The sequence below is a fragment of the Nitrosomonas sp. Nm84 genome (genome assembly GCF_003201565.1).
Lineage (GTDB): Bacteria > Pseudomonadota > Gammaproteobacteria > Burkholderiales > Nitrosomonadaceae > Nitrosomonas.
Genome location: NZ_QJJP01000011.1, coordinates 49,825 through 76,751, shown reverse-complemented (window position 1 = coordinate 76,751; position 26,927 = coordinate 49,825). Strand labels below are relative to the sequence as shown.

Here is a 26,927-nt window from a genome sequence, read left to right as displayed (position 1 = left end):
GATGCATTTATGACCACGCTAGCGTGACTGTAATGTATCTCCTGATACTCATAAACAATATATTAGAGGCCACACCTATGAAAATGCAAAAAATATCATCATTATTAGCACTTGCTGCATTGTGTTTTATCAGTTTCAACGTCATGGCAGCATGCGCGCCGCAAGTTCAAACTAAATTAGCTGCAGCACCCTATGATACTTTGAATGCAGTACTTACCCCCGCCAAGATAACCAGCTTTAAAAATAAACTGAGTGCGGTCAAAGATCAGCCTACTTACGCAGCCTTGCTCACTGAAGCCAATGCAACAGCAGCGATCGTTGCCAGTGGCCGTGTCGTTGTCACACTACCGGACGGAACCGTGGTTGTGGATACTGCCAAAGGTGCAACAAACACATTTGCTAATTTTGAAGCCAAAGCAATCAATGAAAATCACAATACCCGTGTTGCTATTTTAGATGCTCAAATCTATGACTGTGGCGTCGGTTTGGAAACCAAAACCAGCTCGACCACAGGCGTTGTCGAAGTTTACTTGGCCAAACGTCTCGGTGCCTATCTGAACAGTGCCGGAACAGTCAGACTGTCACACAAATAAAAGCTGATCTCAATGAGGAATGGTGGGTTACCGTCCGGTAACCCACTCAGTTTTTCTGCGGTAAGGAAACGAAATTTGAATTTCCAGAAGATATACCTCGGGTTATTTCATCCATAGGTTTCCAAAATAGCCGCCTATCTCCATCATCCAGGCAATTCCCAGGTGTATGGCCAAACCACCCACGATGGATTGTGTTCGATGGGCAATAACCCCCAGTATCAATCCACCAAAGAAAGAAGAAATACACTCAAACAAAGGCTTGCCGAAATGAGCGCTGCAATAAAAGGTGGCCATTGGCAAAATAGCCGCAGGCCCGGCATAACGGACGAATGCAAATACCAAAAATCCGCGGAAAAATAATTCGATGGTCACAAAGTCAATTCCGTAGCCAATCTCATACAGCAACTGATACCCCAGAAGATTGTCTGTGTAAGGTACGATAAAATCGATCTGCTTTAATCTGGGATAGACACTCAGGAAATCGGATTGCGTACTGGCAAAAACGATCAGCGGCACCATCACAGCCAGCATCAACAAATAGGGACGCCACCGCAAGCCCTGAACGGTCATGCCCCAAAAGCGCTGCTGGGCAGGCAATATCTTATATAAAACGATCAATGGAATCAGCACGACCAAGAGCTTAAACGGCAGTGTGGTAATCACAGTCAGATAATTTCCCCACATTCCTTCCATGATATTTTCCAGTGGGTTGGCAACGCTCACTTTCAATGCAAATAAAACAGGCGCAATCACCAGCAGCAGCCAAAACATTGGCGTGGCGGCTACCAATTGCCGCTTGAATACAATGGCAAACACATAAGGAATAATGAAAGCACAGCAGTAAACCAAAAACAGCGCAATGAATTGTTTAAACCGGGAATCAAGGCCGGCAATGATTTCACGTTCGATACCCAATTGATAGTTCAGGGCGATCAGAATACCTATCCATACACTGCAAAAAAGTAACAGCCATTTATCAATTACAGAAATATATTCGCGCAGATATGTCAGGATGATTGTCATGTCCAGGATATTATTGGTGATAACGACATTCTGAGGATGGCAACTCAATCAACAGGTTCATGGCTTATGCAGTTGCAGTAAAATCATTGATCCCTCGTAACTTCACGATAAATCGCTTCCATAACGTCATTATTGTATTCCTGAATCAGAATCTGCGACCTAAACAGCGCTTTGAGTTCAACTAGGCTGATGACGATCAGCAGCAGCACTCCAATGATCGCCAGTCCGGTGAACAATAAAACTACGCCGAACAAAAATATGAAAAGATTGATTGAACCCCAGACCCACTTCCCCAGATAAAAATGATGTAGCCCAGCAATGAACAAATAGTTTAATGTGGCGTAGGTATCCGGATCCTTGAGATTTCTCTCCGCTCGTTTGAAAAATAGTAATCTTTTCTCGTCGGGTAATTCACGCACCAGTTTCCTGATACGCTCTTCATTTTCCTGAATCGCTTCTTTCGATTTCATACAGTGACTCAGCGAGCCAGCGTGATAATCACTGCCTCGCGTTTCCAGAAAAGTAGAAAACGCTTCTGCTCGACAAACTGAAATACCAACGTCCAGCCATCTGCGGCTTCTTTGTTGAGAGTTACTTCCAAGCGTTTGATTGGAATACCGGATGCCCCCAGAAAAACCGTTCCCAGTCCTCCTTCAGTTACATACAACACTTTATATTCCTTATAAGCCATTATTTCATCCTCCTCGATTTAATCAGAATTCTGAATTATTGATATCCGAAACTCAGTACACTGCAAAGTAAAAAATCCACGCCCAATAGCAGATTATTGCAATAGATTGGCGAATTATCAAAAATAACGATTATGTTATGCTCTGCATATTATGGAAAAAGATCAAAAATAATGAAATTTCAGCAATAAATCCATACAATGAACGGGCTCAAACCTCGCCGCACTTCTATTGGATTATTTTCTTAATTCAGAAATTGTCTGTTTATGTACGAAGGGGTAGACTTTCGATAGATTTCTGTTTATTTCTTAGCCGGAAACAGAAATTTAATTTTAAAATTGGATAAAGGAGTTTTTTTGATGAGAAGAATTGTCAGGCTGTCTTTAATATTTTCAATATTTTTCTTTTTCTCTACTCAAGCAGCCGCTCAATCGGGTGCTTCCGATAGTTATTTTGGTAACGCGAGCGAGAAATTTGTCAGCGGCATTGCAAATGCAGCTACCGGTTGGGTAGAGTTACCCAAGAACATCATCCTGACTTCTCAAAAAGAGGGACCGCTTTACGGCATTACAATTGGAACCGCGATGGGCATTATGCACACAGTCGGTCGTAGTCTAGTGGGCGTGCTGGATGCGGCTACTTTCTTTATTCCAACCAAACCATCCGTTAATCCGCCATATATTTGGCAAGACTTTTCGAGAGAAACTTCTTATTAATGTAAAGATTTTTCTTTCTACGTAACAAATAAAAGCAGAAAAATACCGCATGATGGAATCATGCGGTATTTTTTGATAGCTTTCTAAAAAATCCTAACGTTGCGCTTCAAGCGCTGCTATTCTTTCTTCCAATGGCGGATGTGACATAAACAAGCTTCGAATACCCGAACCAATGCCTCCAGCAATACCGAATGCAGCAAGTTGATCTGGCAAATGCGCTTGTTGACTGGTTAATTGCAAGCGTCGCAAAGCGGCGATCATTTTATTTCTACCCGCAAGGCTTGCACCACCGGCATCTGCACGAAATTCACGCTGACGGCTAAACCACATCACAATGATACTGGCCAATATCCCCAAAACAATTTCCGCAATGATGGCGGTAACCCAGAATGCAGGACCATGACCATTTTCAGTTTTGAATATCACGCGATCAACCGTATGGCCAATGACACGTGATAAGAAAATGACGAATGTATTGACCACACCTTGTATCAGTGCCAGTGTCACCATATCACCATTGGCGACATGACTGACCTCATGCGCCAGAACCGCTTCAGCTTCGTCTTGACTCATGGTATTTAATAAGCCTGTGCTCACAGCAACCAATGCATTGTTTCTTGACATACCGGTAGCAAAAGCATTGACATCCGGTGCATCATAAATAGCCACTTCCGGCATATCAATACCGACTGCTTTCGCCTGACGCTGCACAGTGGTAACCAGCCAATGCTCTTGCGCATTGCGTGGCATCTCAATAACTTGTGCGCCGGTAAATCGTTTCGCGGTCCATTTCGACATGGCAAGTGACATGAACGAACCGCCAAATCCAAAGACCGCAGCGAATATCAACAAGGAATTGATATTCAGACCCGCGCCTTGCTCATCCAGGATTCTTTCAACGCCCAATAATCGTAAAGTAATGCTTAAAACAACAATAATGGCTAAATTTGTCGCTAAAAAAAGCAGTATTCTTTTCATCGTTTTTTTTACTCCATGTTCTCAATAATCCAAACAGATCGTTATATAAGATCCAATTAATTGTTTTCAAGGCAACCAAGCTTGAATTTTCTTGCCAGATTGAATAATTCTTCTACACTGATATTTGAAATGTGTTGATACTGAATTCATCAGCATAAAATTAGGTACGAAATTCCAAAGAGAGTTCAGGTAGAACAAGACCCATCATAAAGAAATTGATTTTAGGTAAACTAGCGGGCAGGAAAATAAGATGTTTGACTAACAGAGTTAAGGCTGTGCGCCTTTAACAATCTGGAATAATATTTCATTCTGCTTGGTCATGCCGAGATCACTGCGAGCACGTTCCTCGATTGCCTCCAGGCCTTGTTTTAGGTCATTAACCTCAGCTTCAAGCATATTGTTGCGGTTTTGCAAAATCAAATTATTCTCACGCGCCGCAACAACCTCCTGCTCTACTTGCCAGACTTCCTTCCAGCTTGCTTTGCCAAACCACAATGGATATTGCATTGAGGCTATCAGCAGCAGTAGTATAAAAGCCAAAAGTTTCATTATTTGAGTTGGTAGAATGCCTTCCGGCCTGCATAGTTTGCTGAATCTCCTAAATCTTCTTCAATGCGTAATAATTGATTGTATTTGGCAAGACGGTCGGAGCGAGAGAGTGAACCTGTTTTGATTTGTAATGCGTTCGTAGCAACAGCGATATCCGCAATAGTGGTATCTTCAGTTTCTCCAGAACGATGTGAAATGACGGCGGTGTAGCCGGCACATTTCGCCATTTCAATCGCAGAGAAGGTTTCAGTTAATGTACCGATTTGATTGACTTTGATCAGTATAGAATTGGCAATGCCACGGTTAATTCCTTCTTGCAGAATTTTGGCATTGGTGACAAAAACGTCGTCCCCAACGAGTTGAATCGATTTTCCTAATTTGTGCGTCAGTAATTCCCAGCCATTCCAATCATGCTCACTCATACCATCTTCAATGCTGATAATGGGATATTTATCGACCCACGAAGCAAGATAATCCACAAATTGCGCCGACGTTAGATGCATCCCATCCGATGCCAGATGATATTTACCATCCTGGAAAAATTCGGAACTGGCGCAGTCAATGCCAATGGCGACTTCTTTACCCGCTTGATATCCCGCTTGATCGATGGCTTGTACAATCAATTGCAAAGCTGCTTCATTATTGGCCAAATTAGGTGCAAATCCGCCTTCGTCGCCAACGGTTGTGGGCATATTTTTATCATTGATGAGTTTTCTCAGTGCGCTAAAGACCTCTGCGCCACAGCGAATGGCATCATGAAAATTTGCAATTCCCAATGGAACGATCATGAATTCTTGCATGTTGATATTGTTATTGGCGTGCGCACCGCCATTAATCAAGTTCATCAGTGGCACCGGCATCGACATCAGACCAGCGCCGCCTAAATAACGATACAGCGGCAATCCTGACTCTTCAGCAGCAGCTTTGGCAACCGCCAGTGATACCGCTAAAATTGCATTGGCACCCAGCCTGGATTTGTTTTCAGTGCCATCCAGGTTGATTAATTCTTGATCAATAAAGCTCTGATCAACGGCATCCAACCCCATGAGTGTTTCAGAAATTTCGGTATTCACATTTTCTACCGCTTTTAATACTCCCTTACCCGAATAGCGTTGCGCATCCCCATCTCTCAGCTCTACCGCTTCCCTGGTTCCAACGGACGCTCCGGAAGGAACAGAAGCGCGGCCTAACACGCCTGACTCCAGCAATACGTCTGCTTCAATGGTTGGGTTGCCACGAGAATCAAGAATTTCACGGGCGATGACATCTACTATTGCACTCATGCTACATTTTCCCTGTTATTTAGTTAGTATTATTTCTGTTGCTGCAATTACGAAAAATTTAATATTTTAGCTAAAAATAGCTGTGTTCCGGATGATTAAAGTCACATGCAACAAGTATTTATGAGTTATTACGCACGGCATGTAATTTTTCATCACTGATATATTGGCGATTATCAGAAAAACGAATGGCTGCTTGCACATAAGATTTGAATAGCGGATGGCCCAGTCGCGGCGTAGACGTAAATTCAGGGTGGAATTGACAACCTAGGAACCATGGGTGCTCGGTCTCAGGCAGTTCTATCATTTCACACAAACTTTCTTCCTTGGATAAACCCCCAATACAAAGCCCTGCTTTTTCCAATTTAGGGATATAAATACTGTTGACTTCGTACCGATGGCGATGACGCTCGGTAATCTTATCCGCGCCATAGGTTTTCCAGGCTAGCGAGCCTTTTTTCAGCAGGCATTCCTGTCCTCCCAGGCGCATACTGCCGCCAATATCGGAATGTTCATTTCTGGTCTCAATGTGCCCGTCGCGGGTACGCCACTCAGTAATCAATCCTATCACCGGATAGGGAGCTTCAGGATTAAATTCAGTGCTGTGCGCACCTTTCATGTTGGCCTTATTGCGCGCATATTCAATCACAGCCAGTTGCATTCCCAAGCAAATACCCAAATACGGAATGCGGTGAGTACGCGCAAAATTGATGGCCATGATCTTGCCTTCCACACCCCGCTTGCCGAAACCACCAGGAACCAGAATTGCATCCATATGAATTAAACAATCGGTACCTTCTTTTTCAATATTCTCAGAATCGACATAAGTAATATTGATTTGGCTGTTGGTATGAATACCGGCGTGAATCAGTGCTTCCGATAATGATTTATAAGACTCGGTTAAATCGACATATTTACCGACTATTGCAATATCGACGGAATACTTGGGGTATTCCAATGCATGGACCAATTTTTTCCAAACACTCAAATCTGCAGGTTTGGCAAGGATATTCAGCTTATGGCAGATGATTTCATCGAGCATCTGCTCATGCAGCAATGCGGGGATTTTATAGATACTGTCTACATCAATTGCCGAGATGACAGCTTCTTCCTGCACATTGGTAAAAAGCGCTATTTTTCTACGCTCTTCCTTGGGTACTTCACGATCTGAACGGCACAGCAGGACATCAGGCTGTATGCCGATTTCGCGCAATTCTTTGACAGAGTGCTGTGTGGGTTTGGTTTTTAATTCACCGGCCGAACCAATATAAGGCAATAGCGTCAGGTGAATAAAGCAGGTGTCATGACGCGGATGCTGTACAGCCATCTGGCGAATCGCTTCGAGGAAAGGTAGCGATTCGATATCACCCACAGTGCCGCCGATTTCGATAATCGCAACTTGTGCATCGCCCACACCGGCTTGAATATACCGTTTTATTTCATCCGTGATATGCGGAATGACCTGTACTGTACCACCGAGATAATCGCCGCGCCTTTCTTTGCGGATAACACTTTCGTAAATTTGGCCCGTGGTAAAATTATTAAGCCGGGTCATGCGCGTGCTGATGAAACGTTCATAATGGCCCAGATCAAGATCGGTTTCAGCGCCATCTTCAGTCACAAACACTTCACCATGTTGAAACGGACTCATCGTGCCGGGATCCACATTAATGTAAGGATCCAGTTTCAGCATAGTCACTGTAAGCCCGCGCGTTTCAAGCAATGCAGCCAAGGATGCGGCAGCAATGCCCTTACCCAGGGAAGATACAACACCGCCAGTTACAAAAACATACTTGGTCATAAGTAACTACAGTAATCAGAATAACTCAAAGAAATAATCAGATAGTTTTTGTATGACATGTGAGTGGACGGTGTTATCCAATGTTTGTTAATGAATTTCAACAAGTAAAACATTCATCATCTGTTCGGCTTGATGGCGATAACTACTACCAAAAAGATTTAAATGATTAAGAATATGATAAAGATTATAGACTATTTTGCGAATATTATACCCGGAATCCAGTGGATATTCGTATCGATAGGCAGAATAAAAATCGGTTGCAAATCCACCAAACAGTTCGGTCATGGCAATATCCGTTTCACGATCGCCGTAGTACACCGCGGGATCAAACAACACCGGATTCCCCATTTCATCGTAAGCATAATTGCCGCTCCACAAATCGCCATGCAATAGTGAAGGAGATGGCGATGTATCCGAAAGAATCTTATCCAGATCAATTAATAATCGTTCTCCCAGCGTTTGCAGTTTTCCATTAAATCCATTCGCTTTGGCGAGATCCAATTGATAACCTAAACGCTGCGTGCGCCAGAAATCTATCCAGTCTGAAGAAAGCGCGTTTATTTGCGGCGTTTTCCCGATGGTATTGTTACGAGTCCAGCCAAATTGCTGCGCAGTGACGCGATGCATGGCGGCAAGTTGCATGCCCAAATCGGCTGCTTTGCCACGCGCACCATGATTAATAGCCAGATATTCCAGCACCAGCCAAGCAGTGTCATCATTCCGACCACAACAAATAGGCAACGGAACACGTAGCGCATGCGATCGATGAATCTCCATCAAACCATCGGCTTCTGCGGCAAACATGGCAAGGCTGCTTGGCGTATTGAGCTTAACAAAATAGCACTGCAAGCCATCGACAACACGGAATGCCTGATTAATACAGCCACCTCCGATGGGATAGTTTTCTTTTACTGCAAACTGGCTATTGGTAGCTTCCGAAATTTGCGCACTGATGTCATGCCATACCTGCATGGTGCGAGCCTACCGGAGAATTCTGCAAATATGAATTACGATAACCATTGCCTGGCTTGGTGAATGGCTGCCTGCACTTGATCCGGTGCGGTGCCGCCGATATGCCTGCGGCTTTCCATCGAGCCTTCCAGCGTTAAAACAGCAAAAATATCCGCTTCAATTTGAGCGGAAAATTGTTGCAGCTCATTGAGCGCAAGATCGTTGAGATCACAGCCCTTTCGTTCGGCAAACTGTACCGTCTTTGCCACAATCTCGTGTGCATCACGGAATGGAATGCCTTTTTTAGTCAAATAATCAGCCAGATCGGTCGCCGTAGCATGGCCTCGCAACGCCGATCGGCGCATCATTTCCTGATTCACCTGAACACCAGTCAGCATGTCGGCGTAAATTCGTAGCGTATCCGTTAATGTATCGACAGTATCGAACAGGGGTTCCTTATCCTCCTGATTGTCCTTGTTATAGGCCAGCGGCTGCGCTTTCATGAGTGTCAACAACGCAACTAAGTGGCCATTAATGCGACCGGTTTTACCACGCACCAATTCGGGCACATCCGGGTTTTTTTTCTGCGGCATAATGGACGAACCGGTGCAAAACCGATCAGCCAATTGAATGAAACCGAAGGATGGATTCATCCATACAATAAATTCTTCCGACATGCGCGATAAATGCGTCATGATCAATGCGGCGCAGGCGCTGAATTCAATGGCAAAATCCCGATCTGAGACGGCATCTAAGGAATTCCCGCAAACCCCTTCAAAACCCAGTATTTCCGCCACTAATTCGCGGTTGATCGGGTAGCTGGTGCCAGCCAGCGCAGCCGCTCCCAGCGGCAATTGATTCACGCGCTTTCTACAGTCAATCAAGCGTTCGATGTCGCGTTTCAGCATCTCAAAATAAGCCATCAAGTGATGACCGAATGATATCGGTTGGGCCACCTGCAAATGTGTAAATCCCGGCATGACCGTACGAATATGCTGCTCTGCCAGGTTTAACAAGGCATGTTGCATGGCTCTGATTAGATCAATAATTTCATCAATCGCAGCACGTAAGAACAAGCGAATATCGGTTGCGACCTGATCATTACGTGATCGGGCAGTGTGTAATCGTTTACCGGCGTCACCGATCAGTGCGGTAAGGCGTTTTTCGATATTCAAATGCACATCTTCCAGTTCCAGCAACCAAGTAAATTGCTGATTGCGGATCTCATCGCGAATTTGCTGCAAGCCTCGCTGGATTGCCGTTAAATCCTCATTACTGATAATTCCTTGCACTGCAAGCATCTGTGCATGCGCCAGTGATCCCTGAATGTCATATTCGGCCAGGCGCCGATCAAACGTAATCGACGCGGTATAGCGTTGCACAAGCTCTGAAACCGGCTCATTGAATCGACCCGACCATGTTTTTTTATTGCTGTCTGATGCTGAGTTGTTATCCATTGGGTTACTCTGATTTCCGATTCACTGGGAAAGCGAGATTATAAAACATAAATGGCCGGTCAAATGCATCACCGGTTATTTTGCATCATTGCAATCCTTCCGATTTTATCGACTACCTAATTTATCGACTACCTAATTGACGTTGAGATTAAATTTTGGCGATAAAATAGCAATCAACCGATTTAATTGATACGCTTTTACTTCGATAAGGAATTAGTGGATAATTCGGCCTTTCCCCTCTTACATCATATACACAAGGAGTTATCCATGACGGATCGAAACAAGCAAGACCAGAATATACAATCCCAAGCTAACACTTTATTTTCAATGTTGAGCGCCAAGTTTGAATGGGTGGGTAAAATTCCAACCATGCAATTGCCTGCCAAGTATGCTGCGATACTTGTGGGAATCATCGTAATCATCTTCGCTTGGAAAATCATTGCTGTCAGCAAAGTGGAATCTGACATGGCCAAGAAACTTGAAAATGAGCGCGTATTGATTACCCAGCAAGCGCGTGAATACGCTGATCTACAGTATATGAAGGAAGAAGAGCGTTTTGGGCAGATTTTGTCGTGGGCAGTGCGCGGCGAATTGATTCGTCACAATCTTGATCAAATCGATCAATACTTAAGCGAAATCGTCAAGATGAAAGATACGGAAAGAGTTGTACTGATTGACGACGAAGGTCAATTATTGGTTTCAACCGACAAGCGACTTGAAGAAACGAAAGGAACGGAATTATTTCCTAAGGAAATTCTCAACTTGCAAAAGGTAACGGTCAAATCCGATGTCGATGGTAAAAAGATTCTGGTGGTCCCTGTTATGGGATTGAATAAGAAGATCGCCACTGTCGTTGTCAGCTACAAGTTGTCAAAACTATAAAGATCAACCCTTGACTCAGTAACAACAAGCAGGCCTTTGAGTATATCAAAGGCCTTTTTGTTTTTTTAACAAGCTGTTAATCGCTACGTCTAATGTGCGCACCCAGCGCAGATAGTTTCTTTTCAATATGCTCGTAGCCACGATCCAAGTGATAGATACGGTCAATGACTGTTTCGCCCTGCGCAATCAGCCCAGCAATCACGAGACTGGCTGAAGCGCGCAAATCGGTCGCCATGACATGCGCACCATCCAGTTGCGGGATACCACAAACAATCGCAGCATTGCCTTCCACTTCGATATTGGCATTCATACGTTTCAATTCTTGCACATGCATCAAGCGGTTCTCAAAAATAGTTTCCGTGATGATGGCAGTGCCGTCGGCGATACAATTCAAGGACATGAATTGCGCCTGCATGTCGGTCGGAAAAGCCGGATGGGGAGCTGTGCGCACATTCACCGACTTGGGTTTTGTATGCATGCTGAGATCAATCCAATTTTTACCGGAATCAATGCAGGCACCCGCTTCGGTCAGTTTATCCAGCACGGCATCCAGCAGATGCGCATCGGTATTGTTTAAATGAATCTCACCGCCGGTCGCGGTGGCTGCAACCAGGAAAGTTCCCGTTTCAATCCGATCGGGCATGACCGTGTGTTCTGCGCCATGCAGCGCCGGCACGCCCGTAATCGTAATGATGTCAGTGCCTGCACCATGAATGTTTGCACCCATCGCAATGAGACAATTGGCAAGATCGACGATTTCCGGTTCCCGGGCAGCATTCTCAAGAATCGTTGTACCGTCCGCCAAAGTCGCTGCCATCATTAAATTTTCTGTACCGGTAACAGTGACAATATCAAAAACAATGCGTGCGCCATGCAATTTTTTCGCCACCGCATGAATATAACCGTGTTTAATATGGATTTCCGCCCCCATCGCCTGCAGACCTTTGATATGCTGATCGACCGGCCGCAAACCAATCGCACATCCACCCGGCAGTGAAATATTGGCTTCCCCGGCACGAGCGAGTAACGGTCCGAGCACCAGAATTGCGGCACGCATGGTCTTAACCATTTCATACGGAGCAACCAGATGGGTGAGCGCGGCGGCTGACAGCACAACCTCGGATGCATGATGCGTCGTGATGTCTGTTCCCATTTGCTCGAGTAATGACAGCATGGTGGTAATGTCACGGAGCATCGGAACATTATTTATTTTCAAAGACTCTCGAGTCAGAAGCGCGGCACACAACACAGGAAGCGCCGCATTCTTCGCCCCAGAGATGGTTACTTCACCGTGCAGTGGCATGCCACCCTGGATAATCAGTTTTTGCATTGCATGAAAGATTCAACTAAAAGTTTTATTAAAATTCCTGTTGGCCAGACATCCGGCAAATAAACAGCTTCAGCCGGTTGAAATGTGCCATGGTTCACTGCATGATACTGCTGTAGCGTACTTACTATATTGTTGTGCACTAGCACCTACTATAACAAAAAAATATTGCGTAAATTCATCAGGAGAAAAAATGACAAAGCAAATAATCCACACCGCGGATGCACCACAGGCAATCGGCACCTATTCTCAGGCAATCCGGGTCAGTGGAGGGGATACCGTTTATCTGTCAGGCCAGATCGGATTGGATCCCGTCAGCATGCAAATGGCCAATGGGATTGAAGCACAAATTCAACAAGTATTTTCCAATCTGAAAGCAGTGGCGGCAGCCAGCGGCGGCAGCCTGAATGATATTGTAAAATTGAACATATTCCTAACCGATCTCGATAATTTTGCATTGGTCAACGAAATCATGGCCAGTCATTTTGCACAACCTTATCCGGCACGCGCAGCGATCGGCGTTAAATCCTTACCACGTGGCGCTCTGGTGGAAATGGATGGGGTCATGGTGCTGCAGCAATAAAAATCCAATCAAACGACAGATGCGATATCACCCGACACTGCAATGACTGTTAGTGCCAATGTACAGGAAAAATTATCCCGCTTAGGCATCCGCCACGAACTGGATTTGATATTGCATCTGCCGATTCGTTACGAAGATGAAACGCATCTGTTTCCAATCACTGACGCACCGCAAGGACAGACAGTGCAAGTTGAAGGCGTGATTGTTCATAATGAGGTGGTTGTCCGTCCCAGACGGCAATTGGTCTGCCAGGTTGAAGACAGTAGCGGCATCCTGGCAATGCGTTTTTTGAATTTCTACGGCAGCCAGATCAAAACCTACGCGGTAGGAAAACGCGTGCGGCTGCTGGGCGAAATCCGCCATGGGTTCTTTGGCGCGGAAATGGTGCACCCCAAATGCCGTATCGTGCGTGAAGGCGAATCCCTCGCCGATACCATGACACCGATTTATCCCACCACTGCTGGTTTGACACAAAAAACCCTGGGCAAGCTGATCGAACAAGTGTTACAGGATACGCACGCGATGCAAACGCTAACCGAAACATTGCCTGAGAAAATTATCAACACATATCGATTGGCCGGTTTGCGAGACAGCATCCTGTGCCTGCATAATCCGCCGCCGGAAGTATCGATAGCAGCGTTGCAGGCCCGCACACATCCGGCATGGCGACGCATCAAGTTTGATGAATTGTTGGCGCAGCAATTATCCATGCGCTTACACTACCGGCAGCGGCGCAGCCATTCCGCCCCAGTGCTTACGCAAAAGAATACGCTGACGACACACTTTCTCGAGCAGCTTGCTTTCAAACTGACGGCTGCACAAATCAAAGTAGCCGCAGAAATCAGCCGTGATCTGGCTGCCGTTCATCCGATGCAACGCCTGCTGCAAGGCGATGTCGGCAGTGGCAAAACCATTGTAGCCGCACTGGCGGCGTTGCAGGCGATTGAAAATGGCTTCCAAGCAGCCATCATGGCGCCGACGGAAATTCTTGCCGAGCAGCATTTTCAGAAATTATCCACCTGGTTTGAGCCGCTGGGCATTAGTGTTGCCTGGCTGTCCGGCAGTCAGAAAAAGAAACACAAGCAAGCGATACTGGATGACATCGCGCTTGGCACTGCGCAACTCGCCGTGGGGACGCATGCCTTGTTTCAGGAGCAAGTGCTATTTCATCAGTTGGGATTGGCCATTATTGATGAACAGCACCGCTTTGGCGTACACCAGCGTCTGGCGCTACGCATGAAAGGTGCGCAATCCAATAATCTGGTGCCGCACCAGCTCATGATGAGCGCCACGCCGATTCCGCGCACCCTGTCGATGAGTTATTTCGCCGACCTGGATGTGTCGGTCATCGATGAATTGCCGCCCGGCCGAGCACCAGTCGTAACCAAATTAATCGCCGATGATCGCCGCAGTGAAATCATTGCGCGCATTCAGTACGCTTGCCGGCAAGGTAAACAAGTGTATTGGGTATGTCCGCTGATCGAAGAATCAGACACCTTGCAGCTGCAAACCGCCATGGAAACCTATGAAAATTTACACCAGGTGTTCCCGGATTTAAATATCGGCCTAGTGCACGGACGTTTGCCAACGCAAGAGAAAACCGAAGTGATGGCGTCGTTTAAACAAGGCGACATTCAATTATTGGTCGCCACCACCGTCATCGAAGTGGGTGTGGATGTGCCGAATGCGTCCTTGATGGTGATTGAAAATGCCGAACGCATGGGATTGTCGCAATTGCACCAATTGCGCGGCCGTGTCGGGCGCGGATCGGAAGCCAGTATTTGTATTTTGCTGTATCAAAAACCTTTGTCAGACATTGCCAGAAAACGACTCAGAATCATTTTTGAACACACGGATGGTTTTGAAATCGCCCGCCAGGATCTAAATTTGCGCGGCCCCGGTGAATTTTTGGGAGCACGCCAGAGCGGCGTGCCGATGCTGCGTTTTGCCGATCTGGAACAGGATGGCGCGTTACTGACAGCGGCACAAACCACCGCAGATGAGATGCTCAACGACTATCCAGATTTGGCGCAACGGCATATTGAACGCTGGCTAGGGGATAAAACGGAATATCTGCGGGTATAAATGGCCTGCTAGCGAACGCTACATGATGATTCCGCCACCCAAGCACACCCTGCTTTCATAGATGACAACGGACTGGCCCGGTGTAATTGCCCATTGATCTTGCGCAAAATCCACCTGGCAGCAATCCTGAGCAAAGTTTGCAATCGCACAAGGTGCATCTGTTTGGCGATAGCGGGTTTTAGCAGCGTACACCCAGTTGCAATGCGGTTGTGCTCCACTGATCCACGTCAGGTCAGTTGCTTTGAGAGATGGGCGAAGCAAGTCAGGGTGGTTGTGACCTTGCACTGCAATCAATACATTGCTGCTGGTATCCTTGGCTGATACAAACCAAGGCTCGTCATTGCCATCGCGTGTACCGCCGATTCCCAATCCTTGTCGTTGTCCGATGGTGTAATACATCAGCCCGATGTGCTGGCCGATCACTTTTCCTTCAGGGGTTTGGATTTCTCCGGGTTCATGTGGCAGATAGCGACTCAGAAATTCCCGAAATGGACGCTCCCCGATGAAACAGATCCCCGTACTGTCTTTTTTAGAGAAATTGGGCAACTTCAATTCCTTGGCAATTTTCCGCACTTCGCGTTTATACAAATGCCCGATTGGAAATAGTGTATTGGCAAGCTGTGCTTGATTCAGACGGTACAAAAAATAACTCTGATCTTTGGTGCCATCTTCACCTTTCAACAGTTGAAACAAGTCGCCAACCTTCCGCACCTGGGCATAATGCCCCGTCGCTATATAGTTGGCACCCAATTGAGTGGCGTGATCCAGAAATGCCTTGAATTTGATTTCAGCATTGCACAGCACATCCGGATTAGGCGTTCGCCCAGCCTGATACTCGGCAAGAAAATGTGAAAAAACACGATCCTTATATTCTGCTGAAAAATTCACCACTTCGATCGGAATATCAATCACATCGGCGACTGACACCGCATCCAGAAAATCCTGACGGGAGGAGCAATATTCGTCGGTATCATCATCTTCCCAGTTTTTCATGAACAAACCGACCACTTCATGGCCCTGTTGCTTCAACAAATAGGCCGCAACGGAAGAATCCACACCGCCCGACATACCGACAACCACGCGCTGTTTTTTCATTGGCTCATGATTCATAGTAAGTCAGCAGTTCCAGTGGATAACGTTTGCCGGCGATATGATCCTGAATACACTGCATGACCAGCGGACTGCGATGACGATGGATCATGTGATGAATCTCATCCAAACCAAACCAGTCTGCACGCAAGATGCCATGATCCAATACACGTTCAAGGTCATGGCTTGCGGCACGGCCGCCAAATGCAAAACGGAGATAGGTCGTATCCACGCGCTGAGAGTGCCATTGATAAATACCCAGCAAATATTCAGGCACAAAGGTATACGCTGTTTCTTCCAGTGTTTCCCGTATGGCCCCCTGCATGATGGATTCTCCAGGATCTAAGTGGCCTGCCGGTTGATTTAAAAACAAACCGGAGCCCGCTTCCGGCTCTTCCTCCACCAGTAAGTATTTTCCATCTTTCTCAATAATGGCTGCTACTGTTACATTGGGCTTCCAAATCATAGTTTCTTGTTTGATAAATAGTCATGAAGAATTAGCAATAGTGTCCGTATCCTACATTTGCCAGCGCTTATTATCGCATTGGTGCTATCCATTCGGTTAAGATTCATCGCGTAACACCGCGAACTAGTAGCATCTTTGCCATACAAATAGCTTAGAATAGCCGTGCAATTATTTTGCTATATGAATAAGCCATTGTTCAACATAGCTCCACACACAACCAAGTTGTCAATATATTTTATCTTTCCTATTCCCATGTTTCTTATTGATTTCATTCTGCACATTGACAAACACCTCCAGCAACTCTCCTCAGAATACGGGTTATGGATTTATGGCATTCTCTTCCTGATCATATTTTGTGAAACCGGGCTGGTTGTGCTGCCTTTGTTACCCGGAGATTCGTTATTGTTCGCCGCGGGTTCGCTGGCATCGTTGGAAAATTCGCAACTTAATCCACATGTCTTGTTTGTCGGATTATGCATTGCAGGTATTTTGGGGGATAGTGTCAATTACTGGATCGGCAAAAAAGCCGGCCCCAAAGTTTTTAACTCGCAGGAATCCCGTTTCTTCAAACGCGAATATCTCGACAAAACCCGCGCGTTTTATCTCAAATACGGCGCCAAAACGATTATCATCGCACGCTTCATTCCCATTATTCGCACCTTCGCGCCGTTCGTCGCCGGCGTTGGAACCATGCCCTATCGCACCTTCATCATTTATAACATCGTCGGCGCCATACTATGGGTCGGAATATTTATTTATGCCGGTTTCTATTTCGGGCAACTGCCGATGGTACAACAAAACTTCAAGCTCATTATCCTGGCCATCATTATTCTATCGATAACCCCACCCGTGATTGAATACCTCAAGCACCGTTATAAAAATAAAAATGCATCCAAATAAATTGATCCATCTCCTGTAAGCACCACATTTTCAGCAATATATTTCGCAGTGATGGTCTACACCAAGTATATCAATCTCTTATAGTAAGTCGATATAGATCAACACGTTTGTCATACCTTTCCTATTCCTGCCAAGAATTTCTCTAAAAAATTCGATAGTTATGTCGCTATAACAATTCAAATTTTTAAGCAGCATGTTTGATCTCACTGATAACCAAATTTGCGCAAAAGGGAGCATCAGAATATGGAAGGACTTGTCGTTGAACCATCCAGAACATATCAAAAACTTCTATCGTCTGCGATTGAATCGGGCGGGCTTGAAACCCAGCAGGTATCAAGTGGTAGTGAAGCTTTGATGCTGCTGAGAAAACAATCTTTTGATCTGGTGTTTGTTGCCATGCATTTACAAGACATGGATGCCTCGATGTTTTCCTCGCACTTGCGGGCTGATTTGCGTACCCGGCAAATACCCGTGGTGATGGTCACTTCGAATGAAGACAAGAAATTATTGGATGAGGCATTTTCCGCAGGCGTCACAGAAGTATTTGCCAAACATGAGCTGGATAAAATCACCAGCTACGCCGCCCAATTTTCCAGGAAAAACGGTAGCAAAACAATGTCAGGGCGAATATTGTATATCGAAGATAGCCCATCAGCTGCAAGCATGACATCCACAATATTAAGAGATAGCGGATATACGGTTGATCATTTCGCTACCGGCGAGGAAGGTATCGCGGCGTTTCAGGAATACGCTTACGATTTGGTCCTTACCGATATATTACTCAAAGGCAAATTAAATGGTTATGGCACTGTAAAGGCGCTACGACACATCGAGGATGAAAGTAAAAAATATGTACCCTTGCTGGTATTTTCAGTTCTCAATGAAGTTGCACACAAAGTCGAATTGTTGCGCTTAGGAGCTAATGATTATGTGACCAAGCCGCTCATCCAGGAAGAATTACTTGCCAGAGTCGGCAACCTAATCACCAGTAAAAAATTACTGGATAAAGCAATCACACAACAAAATCTCTTACAAGAATTGGCAACGAAAGACCCGTTGACCGGTCTATATAATCGCTATTTCCTGATGGAGGCCGCGCCTTCAAAAATGCGCGAGGCGACGCGATATAATATTCCATGCAGTCTGATCATTGTGAACGTAGATCAATTCAAGTCAATCAATGAAAATTATGGCCACCCAAAAGGTGATACGTTACTGCGAGAAGTAGCTTCCCTATTAATCAAGTCCATCCGTCAGGAAGATATCGCCGCTCGTTTTGATGGAGAAGAATTTGCATTGTTACTGTCGCACTGCACTATTCCGAATGCGGCGATCGTTGCAGAAAAGATTCGTAAATCCATCGAAAATTTGCATTCGTCAGATCTGAATGTAACCGCAAGTCTTGGCATCGCTGAAATATGCCAAGACTCAACAGAAAATTTCTCTGAAATATTCAAAGCAGCTAGAGAAGCCATTCACCAAGCACAATCAAATGGCGGCAACCAGGTGATTACACGTTTATAAGGAGTGTGATAGCACCGAATGATCGGAAACCTCATTCTCTAGATTTAAGCATAGAAAACGCACTACATGCAGATTCGAGTTGGCTCTATCTTCAACTGCCCCGTCACGACCACCATTCCAGATGCCTACCAACCGCATCTTGATTAGCAATAATCCAGAATAGGCAGGACGCCCTGTCGCATCCGATGGAGCTACTTAGTACTACACGGTTCTTTGCACTACCGAGCTCCAATCAATCGGTTGATTCATCTGATCTAAAAGCTTCCTTTGCGTGCGGCGGTTGACATCAAAATCTGAAAAACTCATAAAGAAAATACAATCTATTGATTAATAATATGATTCCATCATCTATCAGCTTTATCCTGCTTCCTACCATACAAAGATCTCTAGTCTGCATATATAAATTAAAGATGTGAATTTTATGTAAAAATAATGTGAACTTTTTGTGAATTTTGTTACCTTAAATATAACAACGTCATATTTAAATAGTTTTATAAACTTCCAACCAGGAGACTCACATGGAAACAACTCGAAATACTATTTATACAGCCGCAAAAATCACTTTCGTTTTATTTGGCATTGTGCCTCTGATTGGATTTATGATATTTGGTGATTTACCTTCGTTTTCATTAATGGGAATTGAAGTAGACTGGGTAGAAGCTGATGTCGTTTTAGGAAGTCTATTTTTTATAGGCTACCTTATATTTGCCAGCATATCTAGGAAAGCGCGCGTTTCACAACAGAAAATTCATTCCTAATTTTTTAGGTTAGAAGAAGGTCAATGTTGTTATACATTGACCTTCTTCTATCTAGAAACAAGAGAATGTGAAATTTCTTTGCAAGAATGATATAAATATGGCTCTGGATTAGCAGAGACAATCTGTTAGTTTAGTAAGATGCAAGAATTTCTAGCGTTGTTCAGCATTCAGGGGAATTACTGCAGATGAACAAGCATAAACGCATCCGCTTAACCTTATTAAACCGCTAGGAAATCTGGCGGCTCTATCAAAACCGGCTCTGGAAAATTTGATATGTGCTGTCAAAATGTAGTCCGTCGGTTTAAGCAGCAAGTAGATTTGCATAATACTGCTGCGTAAATTGTACTGGCGACAGATAGCCCAATCTTTCTTACTTTCTCTGTCGGTTATAGAAGATTTCGATATATTCGGCAATCTCCTGAATGACTTGTTGCCGTATTCTGAATTTTCCATGATGCACCAACTCGGTTTTAAGTATTCCCTTGAAACTTTCCATCGGTGCAAATTGTTGTAATAGATTCTGGTAATCATTCGCACAGTATTAACCACCTCGGTCTGACCAAGTCAATTGTCGCCAACATTGTACGGCACACGTGCAAACTGTGAGCGTATCGTATTATCGCTTGGCGCAATACCTGTTGACAAAGTATCAAAAAAACTCAATTATCTAGTGATAGGCACTTTCATCGAACCATCCTGATCACAAAGCATGTACGGAAATAAAATTACCCAGACTGTTAGCCATAGAGATTCAGGATCTGAAATATGCTTGGTTGGATAGATGCGATAACAAATACCATCAGATAATAAGATGAACAGCAATGACGTGAATCAAAAGAATACAAATGTAAAAATGGATAAATCTTAAATGTTTTCAGCAACCCTCCTCTGTTTCGTTCTTTTTGTAATCGATGGCGATAAATTGGTTGCAACCTGCGATCATAAGCAAATAGTTGTTCGTCTAGCAGAAATTGATGCACCCGAGCAGCGGCAAGATTTTTGGCTTAGGTCAAAGCGATCCTTAATTGAAATGTGTTTATATAAGAACGCAACAGTGACTCCTAAAAAAATTGACCAAAATGAACGCGTGATAGCCTACGTTAATTGCTCTGGTACTGATGTCAATAGCGAACAGATTAGGCGCGGCATGGCATGGGTGTTTGAGCGCTATGCCACTGACAAGAGTTTATACACCATACAAAACACTGCACAATCATCTCATATAGGCTTATGGGAATATTCCTCTCCAACACCACCATGGGAATGGCGTGAAACACAACAACGTGCTTCAAAAGAAATGGAATCCGCAATATTAAGGCATGAATTAAAATGAAAGTAAGAATATCTGACGCTTACACCAACCAAGAAATTTTTACGTATTCCATAAACTTAGGAAGCGCTAATCACCACCTGTTAGATCAAGATTACTTCGAAGAAGCATGGACAAATGCGGTCAAGGATAAATTAGTCAATCAAGATCGTCGCGAAGAATATAAATTCGAAATAGTAATTGAACAAAACCAGGGAACGCATTAGTGGTAATACACGCCTTAGGCATTACAGAGATCGAAGGGAATGGCGACGCAGCGCTTCCAAGACGGATCAACTTAATAAAAGTTATAATGTCAACCAATAGTATTCATGATGATTGGAAGTCGCACGTCCCACCGCGACCAATCCCACCGCCAGCACCACCGCCGCCACCTAAAAAATGAGGCAAATATGAAAGAGAGATATCAATTAATTGGCGAGATACGCTACGCTATCAGGCTCACGCAAAGGACCGCAAGGCTCTATCGCAGGGTGCAAACTGCTGGCATATTTCTATCGATACTCGGCGGCAGTGCAACAATGGTATCTCTCGCAGACGGAATGCCTAATTGGGTTGCATCTTCGGGGGGAATTATATTAGCCATTGCGGGCGCCATGCTCATCGCTGTGCGTCCGGCAGACAAAGCCGCTCAGAATGAATCTGATGTCAAACGCTATCAATCTCTCAGCGCACGCGCTGTGAATATGAATGATGCAGAACTAGAACAAGCCATCGAAGACGCCCACAATGGAGACGCACCAGAAATAGAATCTCTGCGTGACGTAGCTTATAACGATATTGCTCTGGAATTCAACCGCCCGGATGTTCTGGTACCACTATCTCCTGTCCAAAAGATCCTGAGAACATTGGCCTGACTAGGTCATTGTGTATATTCATTTACAGTACTCAGAAAAATGCTGTAAACAACGCTAGAGATTCTTACAACTTACCCAATATTCTTTCATATTGATCCTTAACAACCCCATAACACTCACACGTGAAAGCCAGCATACCCTTCCGGTCAAGCAATTCTATTTTACCGCGAGTATATTTGATGAACCCTTTGTCCTGAAGTTGTGCAGCCGCAGCAGAGATGCTTTCACGGCGAACACCCAAAACGTTTGAGATCCGGCTGTGCGTTATATGAATGGATGTTGTTTGCAGATTGTCATTAATGACCAGCAGAAATCGGCATAACTGCTGTTCGATAGTATGGAGACGATTACAGATCACATTTTGAGAGATCTGGGCAAGTAGTGTCTGTGTATAAAGCATACAGATTTCCCGAAAATCGGGTATTTCTTCAAAATATTTTTCCACATCCTCAGCTTTCATCACATAGGCTTGACCGGGATTTATGACGACAGCTCGTTTAGCCATCTTGGCATCTCCGATAAAAGTGACAACACCAACCATACCTAGTCTGCCGGTCATTCCAACCTCGATTGAATCTCCATCTTCTGTTTCGTAGAGCAAACAGATCATCGCGGTAGTAGGGAAATAGACATGCTTACGCTCTTCGTCCATTTCCCATAAGATCTCGTGCAGTTTTAGATCGATCAGTTTTAGCGAAGGCTCCATCTTGTCGAATACTTTTTTTGGCAAAACTGCCAGAAGCAAATTCTGTATTTTGACGGAAGTTTCTTTGACTACGGGCATAATGGTTATCCTAATCATTCCGGCATTGATTTGCATCGTCAATTCTCCGGGAAATCATTGATCTATCGCAGAAAATTTTTGACAATCTAATCTGGATATTAGCATAAATCTGTGTGTAAATAACGGCATAAAAATGTACCACTGAGGCGCACCAAATTTCGTGGCGATCGAGGATGAATCGCCCCGGTTTTTCCGGAGATAAAATGATTTGAGAGGAGGAGTAGATGAAGAATCAAATCAGTTATTCACCGGAAGTACGAGAAAGAGCGGTAAGATTGGTGTCCGAGCAGCAAAAGGAGTACGCATCGCAGTGGGCGGCGATCAAATCGATCGCGTCGAAGATTGGCTGTACAGCGGAGACATTGCGCACTTGGGTAAGACGAACAGAGGTTGAGGAGTTCGGGGTGGCATGTCGACTGCGGATCGTGAACGGCTCAAGGAATTGGAACGGGAGAATCGAGAATTAAAGCGGACCAGCGAGATTTTACGTAAAGCATCGACCTATTTTGCGCAGGCGGAGCTCGACCGCCGGCCGAAATGACAGTGGCGTTTGTCGATCAACACAAGGAACAGTACGGGGTCGAGCCGGTCTGCAGACAAATACAGATTGCCCCGTCGAGTTATTACAAACACAAAGCGCGCGAGCGAGATCCGGATCGATTACCCGATCGCATCAAACGGTACATGAAGCTGGAATTTAATATACAACGGGTATGGGAAGGCAACTTCCGGGTTTATGGTGCTCGCAAAGTATGGCGGCAGTTGTTGCGAGAAGGCACTAGCGTTGCTCGCTGCACGGTCGAGCGGTTGATGAAGAAGCTTGGGATACAAGGTGTCCGGCGTGGCAAGCAGTGCCGGACGACAATTGCGGATGGTTTGCTTGATCGACCAACCGATAAAGTTAACCGGCAATTTGTGGCAACCCGATCAAATCAACTGTGGGTGGCGGATATCACCTTCGTTGCGACGTGGACGGGATTCGTTTATGTGGCTTTTATCACCGATGTTTTTGCCCGGTATATTGTTGGTTGGCGAGTCAGCCGGTCATTGCATACCGATCTGGTGCTCGATGCATTGGAACAGGCATTGTGGGCACGGCGGGAAACCAAAGGATTGATCCATCATAGCGACCACGGTTGCCAATATCTGTCAATTCGCTACACGGAACGCCTGATAGAAGTCAATATAGAAGCATCCGTTGGCAGTGTCGGTGATTCTTATGACAATGCGCTAGCTGAAACGATTAACGGATTATACAAAACAGAGGTCATTCGACATCGCGGCCCATGGGCGCAATATTGATGAAGTGGAATTTGCCACCCTGGAGTGGGTGGGTTGGTTCAACAATCGCCGGTTACTGGAGCCGATTGGAAATATCCACCAGCTGAATTTGAAATGGCCTATTATCGCCAATTAAGGGAGTCAGCTGATGCAGCTTGACTCAAGACAAACAGTCTCCGGAAAAATCGGGGCGATTCAATCGATGATATGACACCGTTAGAATTGAAAAAGGACTTAAGAAAATATCCAAGTTTATATGACCCCATCATAGGCTGTTTGATTCGATCGTTTTTACAAAATTACAACAAAATCAACCCATCATTAGCGAACAATGCATTTTGATATTCGTTGACACCTACTGCGGTAACAAACAAATCGCTTCTTTGGGATAGGCCTTGGTCAAGTTGATCAGTCCAGTAATTCAGGTCATCACCTGCCAGTGGTTGACCTAAAACCGCTTCGCTGAGTTGAACGACAAATTCCTGATTGGATAGTGCCGCCCAATCTTCCTGATGGCTACTGCTTTGCATCAGTGACTGCGAATATTCATTGATCGTCAGGTTTGACGATGCAAAGTGGTCGAGCTGCGTCCAGAGGTTTGCATTTCTATCCATGAGATGCGTGATACTGGCTACTTGTTTCAGCGTTTGCGCATCCAGATTGGCAAAATTGATATCGAGCGTCTGGTCAGAAAAGACAATTTTCTCTACACTCCGCAAGTCATTGATGGCTTGACCATCATTTCGCGCAATGCTAATTAAACCATCTTTGGTGAGTGCGATATGGTGAGCACTAAGCCCTTCCATTACATGAACGGTATCGATTCCATCGCCGCCATCGATAAAATTATGCCCGCCTCCACCCACCAGAACATCATCACCCAATCCACCGTTCAGTGTATCGTCTCCACCATCCACAGATATACCGACCTCACCAATCAAAAGATCCTGTGTCAATTGCAGATTTCCGTTTAAGTCGCGTAATTGATTCGTCAAGTTTTCATGGCTTGCTAAGTACAAGAGCGCATCACCCCAACTACCGCCATTGTCCAGAAATTCGATGCCCCTATTCACCAGGTCGTCATTGGCACTACCTGCGCCCCAAACATAATCTATTAACTGAGACAATTGTATTTCAGTAGCCTGACCGGCTACGCCACCTGAGACAACAAGATAGTGGTTATAAGCAATTTGGCTCGCCTGTGTAGCGGATATCTTCTGTGAGCTCCAGTAATTCATTTCCTCGGTTGTCGGTAATTGATGCGTGACTGCTTGATACAAAGTGGATATGATTTTAAGCTGATTGATATCTCGATAGACAAAAGCAACCCTGTCATCACTCGTGACACGACCCTTATCAGAATACCAGTCTGTCGACACAGGATCTGCGAGCGCCAGGTCCAGCGGATGCAATGTCGACAACACATTGCCTTGACTATCCAGCGAGTAGGTTACGTTTCCAGCATTACTTGTTTCGCCTTGAAGCAAATCGTTTCCATCACCGCCGTTTAATATGTCATTCCCTTCGCCACCAACCAGATGATCATTACCATTGTCGCCAAATAATTGATCATTTCCGCCTCTCGAACCAATGGTGTCATTGCCGTCACCACCGCGCAACACATCATCTCCTGCGCCCAGTGCGATAAATTGATCCGCCTCGTCGGCCACCACGTAATTTCTGCCGCTACCACCGACAAAACGACCGCTACCCACAATGATGGCGAATTCAGCATTATCCAGACGAATCTCGGTGCCTTTAGGCAGATTACGAGTATCGATAACCAGCGCTTCATGGCGCAACGGATTATTCGGATCATCCTCGCCAGCCCCAGATGCACCCTTAATAATAATAGCTTCCTCGATTGCCTGATTGGCTTTAGACGTAAATGTAATGGTGCGTATAGTAGCCTGATTTTCATCTACCACTGTTTCAACATACTTATCGATACCATTATGTAAGACGCCATCGAAAATTACTTCGTTATTAATTCTAGGTTGCGATGCATGTATCAAGTGATCGCGCAGAGTCAATAATTTCTTACTACTCATAGATTCCGAAGTAAAGCCTACCCCTACGGGCAAACTTGCCAGGAGCGTAGGCTGACCATTTTGATCGTTAGCCAATGGAATATCTGCAAGCGTTCTATGTTGAGTAGTCGTATCTTCAATGCGCGAGCTGTCAACAATGGATGCCGTTGTGGCAGTAACGATCATATCGTCACTATTTGTTTTAGTTATTCTGACGGTATCACCATCAACAATCGATGATGTAGTATTAGAGGATGTTTTCTGAATCCTAATTGAAAATACAGCATTGGTTGTTTGACCGTTGCTCTCCGATAACGCGAGATTAAAATCGCGCAAACCTGCAGTAGCACTTTTGTAACCGATACTTTTGATCAATTCGGATACATTGGCTACTGTCGCACCACCATTCAGCGTGATGGTCAAGGTACGGCCGTTTTGGCCATCATTGGTGGCATGCACAGTCCCGATAGCGACTCCACCGACGGTAACGGTTTCACCCGCTGCAAGCTTATTATTTCCACCGGAAGCGGCACTGACGCCATCCAGTGAGAAGCTGCCGTTGGCGGTACCGGATGTGGTGGTAATCACTAACGTACCCATATTGAAATCGGTAGCATCCACATCGGTGATCGTGGCCGCTGTGCCGGTATCGATCGGCACAGCCCGATTGACTGTCGTTGCGGCGACATCGCCGTTCAGGTTGTTCAAAACCGGAGCATCATTGACCGTATTGACCGTAATCGTCAGCGGTACGGCTCCCAGTGCGCCGAATCCAGTGCCGCCGTATTCGACCACATAGCCTTGTACACCCGGTGTGTTTTCGGGAAGATCGTTCCAGAACCCGTTGAGCGCAAGGCGAGCGTGATCTTCAATACCATTCAGATTATTGGGATCAGCTGATTCCCAATGGTTATACTGCCCACTTACAGAGCTTCCATTAGCCGCTCCTGACCAAAATTGCGTACCCGCTTCGGGTCCGGTTACCCAGCGCCAA

At 45.3% G+C, this 26,927-nt stretch carries 24 protein-coding genes, 4 pseudogenes and 1 other annotated feature; of the genes and pseudogenes, 12 read left to right on the top strand and 16 right to left on the bottom strand.

The window, feature by feature from the left end; genetic code table 11:
* Positions 1 to 83: 83 nt before the first annotated feature.
* Positions 84 to 593 carry a hypothetical protein gene (locus tag C8R34_RS07510; RefSeq protein ID WP_132467078.1) on the top strand — a complete coding sequence of 170 codons (510 nt, stop codon included), beginning with the start codon at positions 84 to 86 and terminating at the stop codon, positions 591 to 593.
* A 102-nt stretch (positions 594 to 695) separates the two neighbouring features.
* Here the strand turns inward: C8R34_RS07510 and C8R34_RS07505 are convergent, their stop codons facing one another.
* From C8R34_RS07505 to C8R34_RS07495, 3 genes are read right to left on the bottom strand one after another with little or no spacing between them, the layout of a single operon-like run.
* Positions 696 to 1,664 carry a CPBP family intramembrane glutamic endopeptidase gene (locus tag C8R34_RS07505; protein WP_258364411.1) on the bottom strand — a complete coding sequence of 323 codons (969 nt, stop codon included), beginning with the start codon at positions 1,662 to 1,664 and terminating at the stop codon, positions 696 to 698.
* Between the two features lie 35 nt (positions 1,665 to 1,699).
* Positions 1,700 to 2,086 (bottom strand): TM2 domain-containing protein, encoded by a 387-nt coding sequence (locus C8R34_RS07500; protein WP_110339377.1) that lies wholly within the window; start codon positions 2,084 to 2,086, stop codon positions 1,700 to 1,702.
* A gap of 8 nt (positions 2,087 to 2,094) precedes the next feature.
* The gene (locus C8R34_RS07495) at positions 2,095 to 2,307 is read right to left on the bottom strand and encodes a DUF4177 domain-containing protein (protein ID WP_110339375.1); all 213 of its coding nucleotides are present in this window, start codon (positions 2,305 to 2,307) and stop codon (positions 2,095 to 2,097) included.
* A gap of 357 nt (positions 2,308 to 2,664) precedes the next feature.
* Here C8R34_RS07495 and C8R34_RS07490 point away from each other — a divergent pair, with 357 nt between their 5' ends.
* Positions 2,665 to 3,021, top strand: a complete 357-nt coding sequence (locus C8R34_RS07490; protein WP_110339373.1) for an exosortase system-associated protein, TIGR04073 family — start codon at positions 2,665 to 2,667, stop codon at positions 3,019 to 3,021.
* A gap of 93 nt (positions 3,022 to 3,114) precedes the next feature.
* On the opposite strand, the gene htpX is transcribed toward C8R34_RS07490, so the two are convergent.
* From htpX to argH, 6 genes are all read right to left on the bottom strand, one after another.
* A complete protein-coding gene (gene htpX / locus C8R34_RS07485) occupies positions 3,115 to 3,999 on the bottom strand; it encodes a protease HtpX (RefSeq protein ID WP_110339371.1) in 885 nt (294 codons plus the stop codon).
* Positions 4,000 to 4,266: 267 nt separating this feature from the next.
* Positions 4,267 to 4,548: a cell division protein FtsB gene (gene ftsB / locus C8R34_RS07480; RefSeq protein WP_110339369.1), complete on the bottom strand. Its 282-nt coding sequence runs from the start codon at positions 4,546 to 4,548 to the stop codon at positions 4,267 to 4,269.
* Positions 4,548 to 5,831: a phosphopyruvate hydratase gene (gene eno / locus C8R34_RS07475; protein WP_110339367.1), complete on the bottom strand. Its 1,284-nt coding sequence runs from the start codon at positions 5,829 to 5,831 to the stop codon at positions 4,548 to 4,550. Before eno ends, ftsB begins: the two co-directional genes overlap by 1 nt.
* 118 nt (positions 5,832 to 5,949) lie before the next feature.
* Positions 5,950 to 7,629 (bottom strand): CTP synthase, encoded by a 1,680-nt coding sequence (locus tag C8R34_RS07470; protein ID WP_110339365.1) that lies wholly within the window; start codon positions 7,627 to 7,629, stop codon positions 5,950 to 5,952.
* Positions 7,630 to 7,716: 87 nt separating this feature from the next.
* Entirely contained in the window at positions 7,717 to 8,601 is an 885-nt protein-coding gene (locus tag C8R34_RS07465) for a fructosamine kinase family protein (protein ID WP_110339363.1), read from the bottom strand.
* A gap of 35 nt (positions 8,602 to 8,636) precedes the next feature.
* On the bottom strand, positions 8,637 to 10,037 hold the full coding sequence (gene argH, locus C8R34_RS07460) for an argininosuccinate lyase (RefSeq protein WP_110339361.1): 1,401 nt from the start codon (positions 10,035 to 10,037) through the stop codon (positions 8,637 to 8,639).
* A gap of 267 nt (positions 10,038 to 10,304) precedes the next feature.
* Here argH and C8R34_RS07455 point away from each other — a divergent pair, with 267 nt between their 5' ends.
* Positions 10,305 to 10,919 (top strand): hypothetical protein, encoded by a 615-nt coding sequence (locus C8R34_RS07455; RefSeq protein WP_110339359.1) that lies wholly within the window; start codon positions 10,305 to 10,307, stop codon positions 10,917 to 10,919.
* 76 nt (positions 10,920 to 10,995) lie between these two features.
* Here C8R34_RS07455 and murA read toward each other — a convergent pair whose 3' ends face one another.
* Complete coding sequence (gene murA / locus C8R34_RS07450) at positions 10,996 to 12,249, bottom strand: UDP-N-acetylglucosamine 1-carboxyvinyltransferase (protein WP_110339357.1); 1,254 nt, start codon at positions 12,247 to 12,249, stop codon at positions 10,996 to 10,998.
* A gap of 190 nt (positions 12,250 to 12,439) precedes the next feature.
* Here murA and C8R34_RS07445 point away from each other — a divergent pair, with 190 nt between their 5' ends.
* Complete coding sequence (locus C8R34_RS07445) at positions 12,440 to 12,829, top strand: RidA family protein (RefSeq protein WP_110339355.1); 390 nt, start codon at positions 12,440 to 12,442, stop codon at positions 12,827 to 12,829.
* Between the two features lie 21 nt (positions 12,830 to 12,850).
* A pseudogene (recG, locus tag C8R34_RS07440) lies at positions 12,851 to 14,914 on the top strand (ATP-dependent DNA helicase RecG); the annotation flags it as partial.
* 18 nt (positions 14,915 to 14,932) lie between these two features.
* Here the strand turns inward: recG and mnmA are convergent.
* Complete coding sequence (gene mnmA / locus C8R34_RS07435; protein ID WP_110339444.1) at positions 14,933 to 16,009, bottom strand: tRNA 2-thiouridine(34) synthase MnmA; 1,077 nt, start codon at positions 16,007 to 16,009, stop codon at positions 14,933 to 14,935.
* A gap of 4 nt (positions 16,010 to 16,013) precedes the next feature.
* On the bottom strand, positions 16,014 to 16,469 hold the full coding sequence (locus C8R34_RS07430) for an NUDIX hydrolase (RefSeq protein ID WP_110339351.1): 456 nt from the start codon (positions 16,467 to 16,469) through the stop codon (positions 16,014 to 16,016).
* Between the two features lie 252 nt (positions 16,470 to 16,721).
* On the opposite strand from C8R34_RS07430, the gene C8R34_RS07425 reads away from it, so the two are divergent.
* A complete protein-coding gene (locus C8R34_RS07425; protein ID WP_110339349.1) occupies positions 16,722 to 17,369 on the top strand; it encodes a DedA family protein in 648 nt (215 codons plus the stop codon).
* 243 nt (positions 17,370 to 17,612) lie between these two features.
* Positions 17,613 to 18,893, top strand: coding sequence for a diguanylate cyclase (locus C8R34_RS07420; RefSeq protein WP_110339347.1), 1,281 nt, complete (start codon positions 17,613 to 17,615; stop codon positions 18,891 to 18,893).
* On the opposite strand, the pseudogene C8R34_RS17350 reads toward C8R34_RS07420, so the two are convergent.
* Positions 18,888 to 19,055 (bottom strand): annotated as a pseudogene (locus C8R34_RS17350) (transposase); the annotation flags it as partial. The gene C8R34_RS07420 and the pseudogene C8R34_RS17350 sit on opposite strands and share 6 nt — an antisense overlap.
* Before the next feature lie 356 nt (positions 19,056 to 19,411).
* Here C8R34_RS17350 and C8R34_RS07410 point away from each other — a divergent pair.
* Positions 19,412 to 19,651 carry a hypothetical protein gene (locus C8R34_RS07410; protein ID WP_110339343.1) on the top strand — a complete coding sequence of 80 codons (240 nt, stop codon included), beginning with the start codon at positions 19,412 to 19,414 and terminating at the stop codon, positions 19,649 to 19,651.
* A gap of 301 nt (positions 19,652 to 19,952) precedes the next feature.
* On the opposite strand, the pseudogene C8R34_RS16955 reads toward C8R34_RS07410, so the two are convergent.
* Positions 19,953 to 20,192 (bottom strand): annotated as a pseudogene (locus C8R34_RS16955) (IS3 family transposase); the annotation flags it as partial.
* A 327-nt stretch (positions 20,193 to 20,519) separates the two neighbouring features.
* On the opposite strand from C8R34_RS16955, the gene C8R34_RS07400 reads away from it, so the two are divergent.
* The 3 genes from C8R34_RS07400 to C8R34_RS07390 all read left to right on the top strand — a co-directional run bounded on the left by C8R34_RS07400 (position 20,520) and on the right by C8R34_RS07390 (position 21,838).
* Positions 20,520 to 20,984, top strand: a complete 465-nt coding sequence (locus C8R34_RS07400) for a thermonuclease family protein (RefSeq protein WP_110339339.1) — start codon at positions 20,520 to 20,522, stop codon at positions 20,982 to 20,984.
* Positions 20,981 to 21,187 (top strand): hypothetical protein, encoded by a 207-nt coding sequence (locus tag C8R34_RS07395; protein ID WP_110339337.1) that lies wholly within the window; start codon positions 20,981 to 20,983, stop codon positions 21,185 to 21,187. The genes C8R34_RS07400 and C8R34_RS07395 overlap by 4 nt, the downstream gene beginning before the upstream one ends.
* A gap of 186 nt (positions 21,188 to 21,373) precedes the next feature.
* Positions 21,374 to 21,838: a hypothetical protein gene (locus tag C8R34_RS07390; protein ID WP_110339335.1), complete on the top strand. Its 465-nt coding sequence runs from the start codon at positions 21,374 to 21,376 to the stop codon at positions 21,836 to 21,838.
* 64 nt (positions 21,839 to 21,902) lie between these two features.
* Here C8R34_RS07390 and C8R34_RS07385 read toward each other — a convergent pair whose 3' ends face one another.
* The gene (locus C8R34_RS07385; RefSeq protein ID WP_110339333.1) at positions 21,903 to 22,658 is read right to left on the bottom strand and encodes a Crp/Fnr family transcriptional regulator; all 756 of its coding nucleotides are present in this window, start codon (positions 22,656 to 22,658) and stop codon (positions 21,903 to 21,905) included.
* 188 nt (positions 22,659 to 22,846) lie between these two features.
* On the opposite strand from C8R34_RS07385, the pseudogene C8R34_RS07380 reads away from it, so the two are divergent.
* A pseudogene (locus C8R34_RS07380) lies at positions 22,847 to 24,062 on the top strand (IS3 family transposase).
* Positions 23,121 to 23,237 (top strand) — a sequence feature (AL1L pseudoknot). (Overlaps the previous pseudogene by 117 nt.)
* A gap of 140 nt (positions 24,063 to 24,202) precedes the next feature.
* Here the strand turns inward: C8R34_RS07380 and C8R34_RS17255 are convergent.
* On the bottom strand, positions 24,203 to 26,927 hold a 2,725-nt coding region (locus tag C8R34_RS17255), incomplete at its 5' end, for a DUF4214 domain-containing protein (protein ID WP_146207584.1).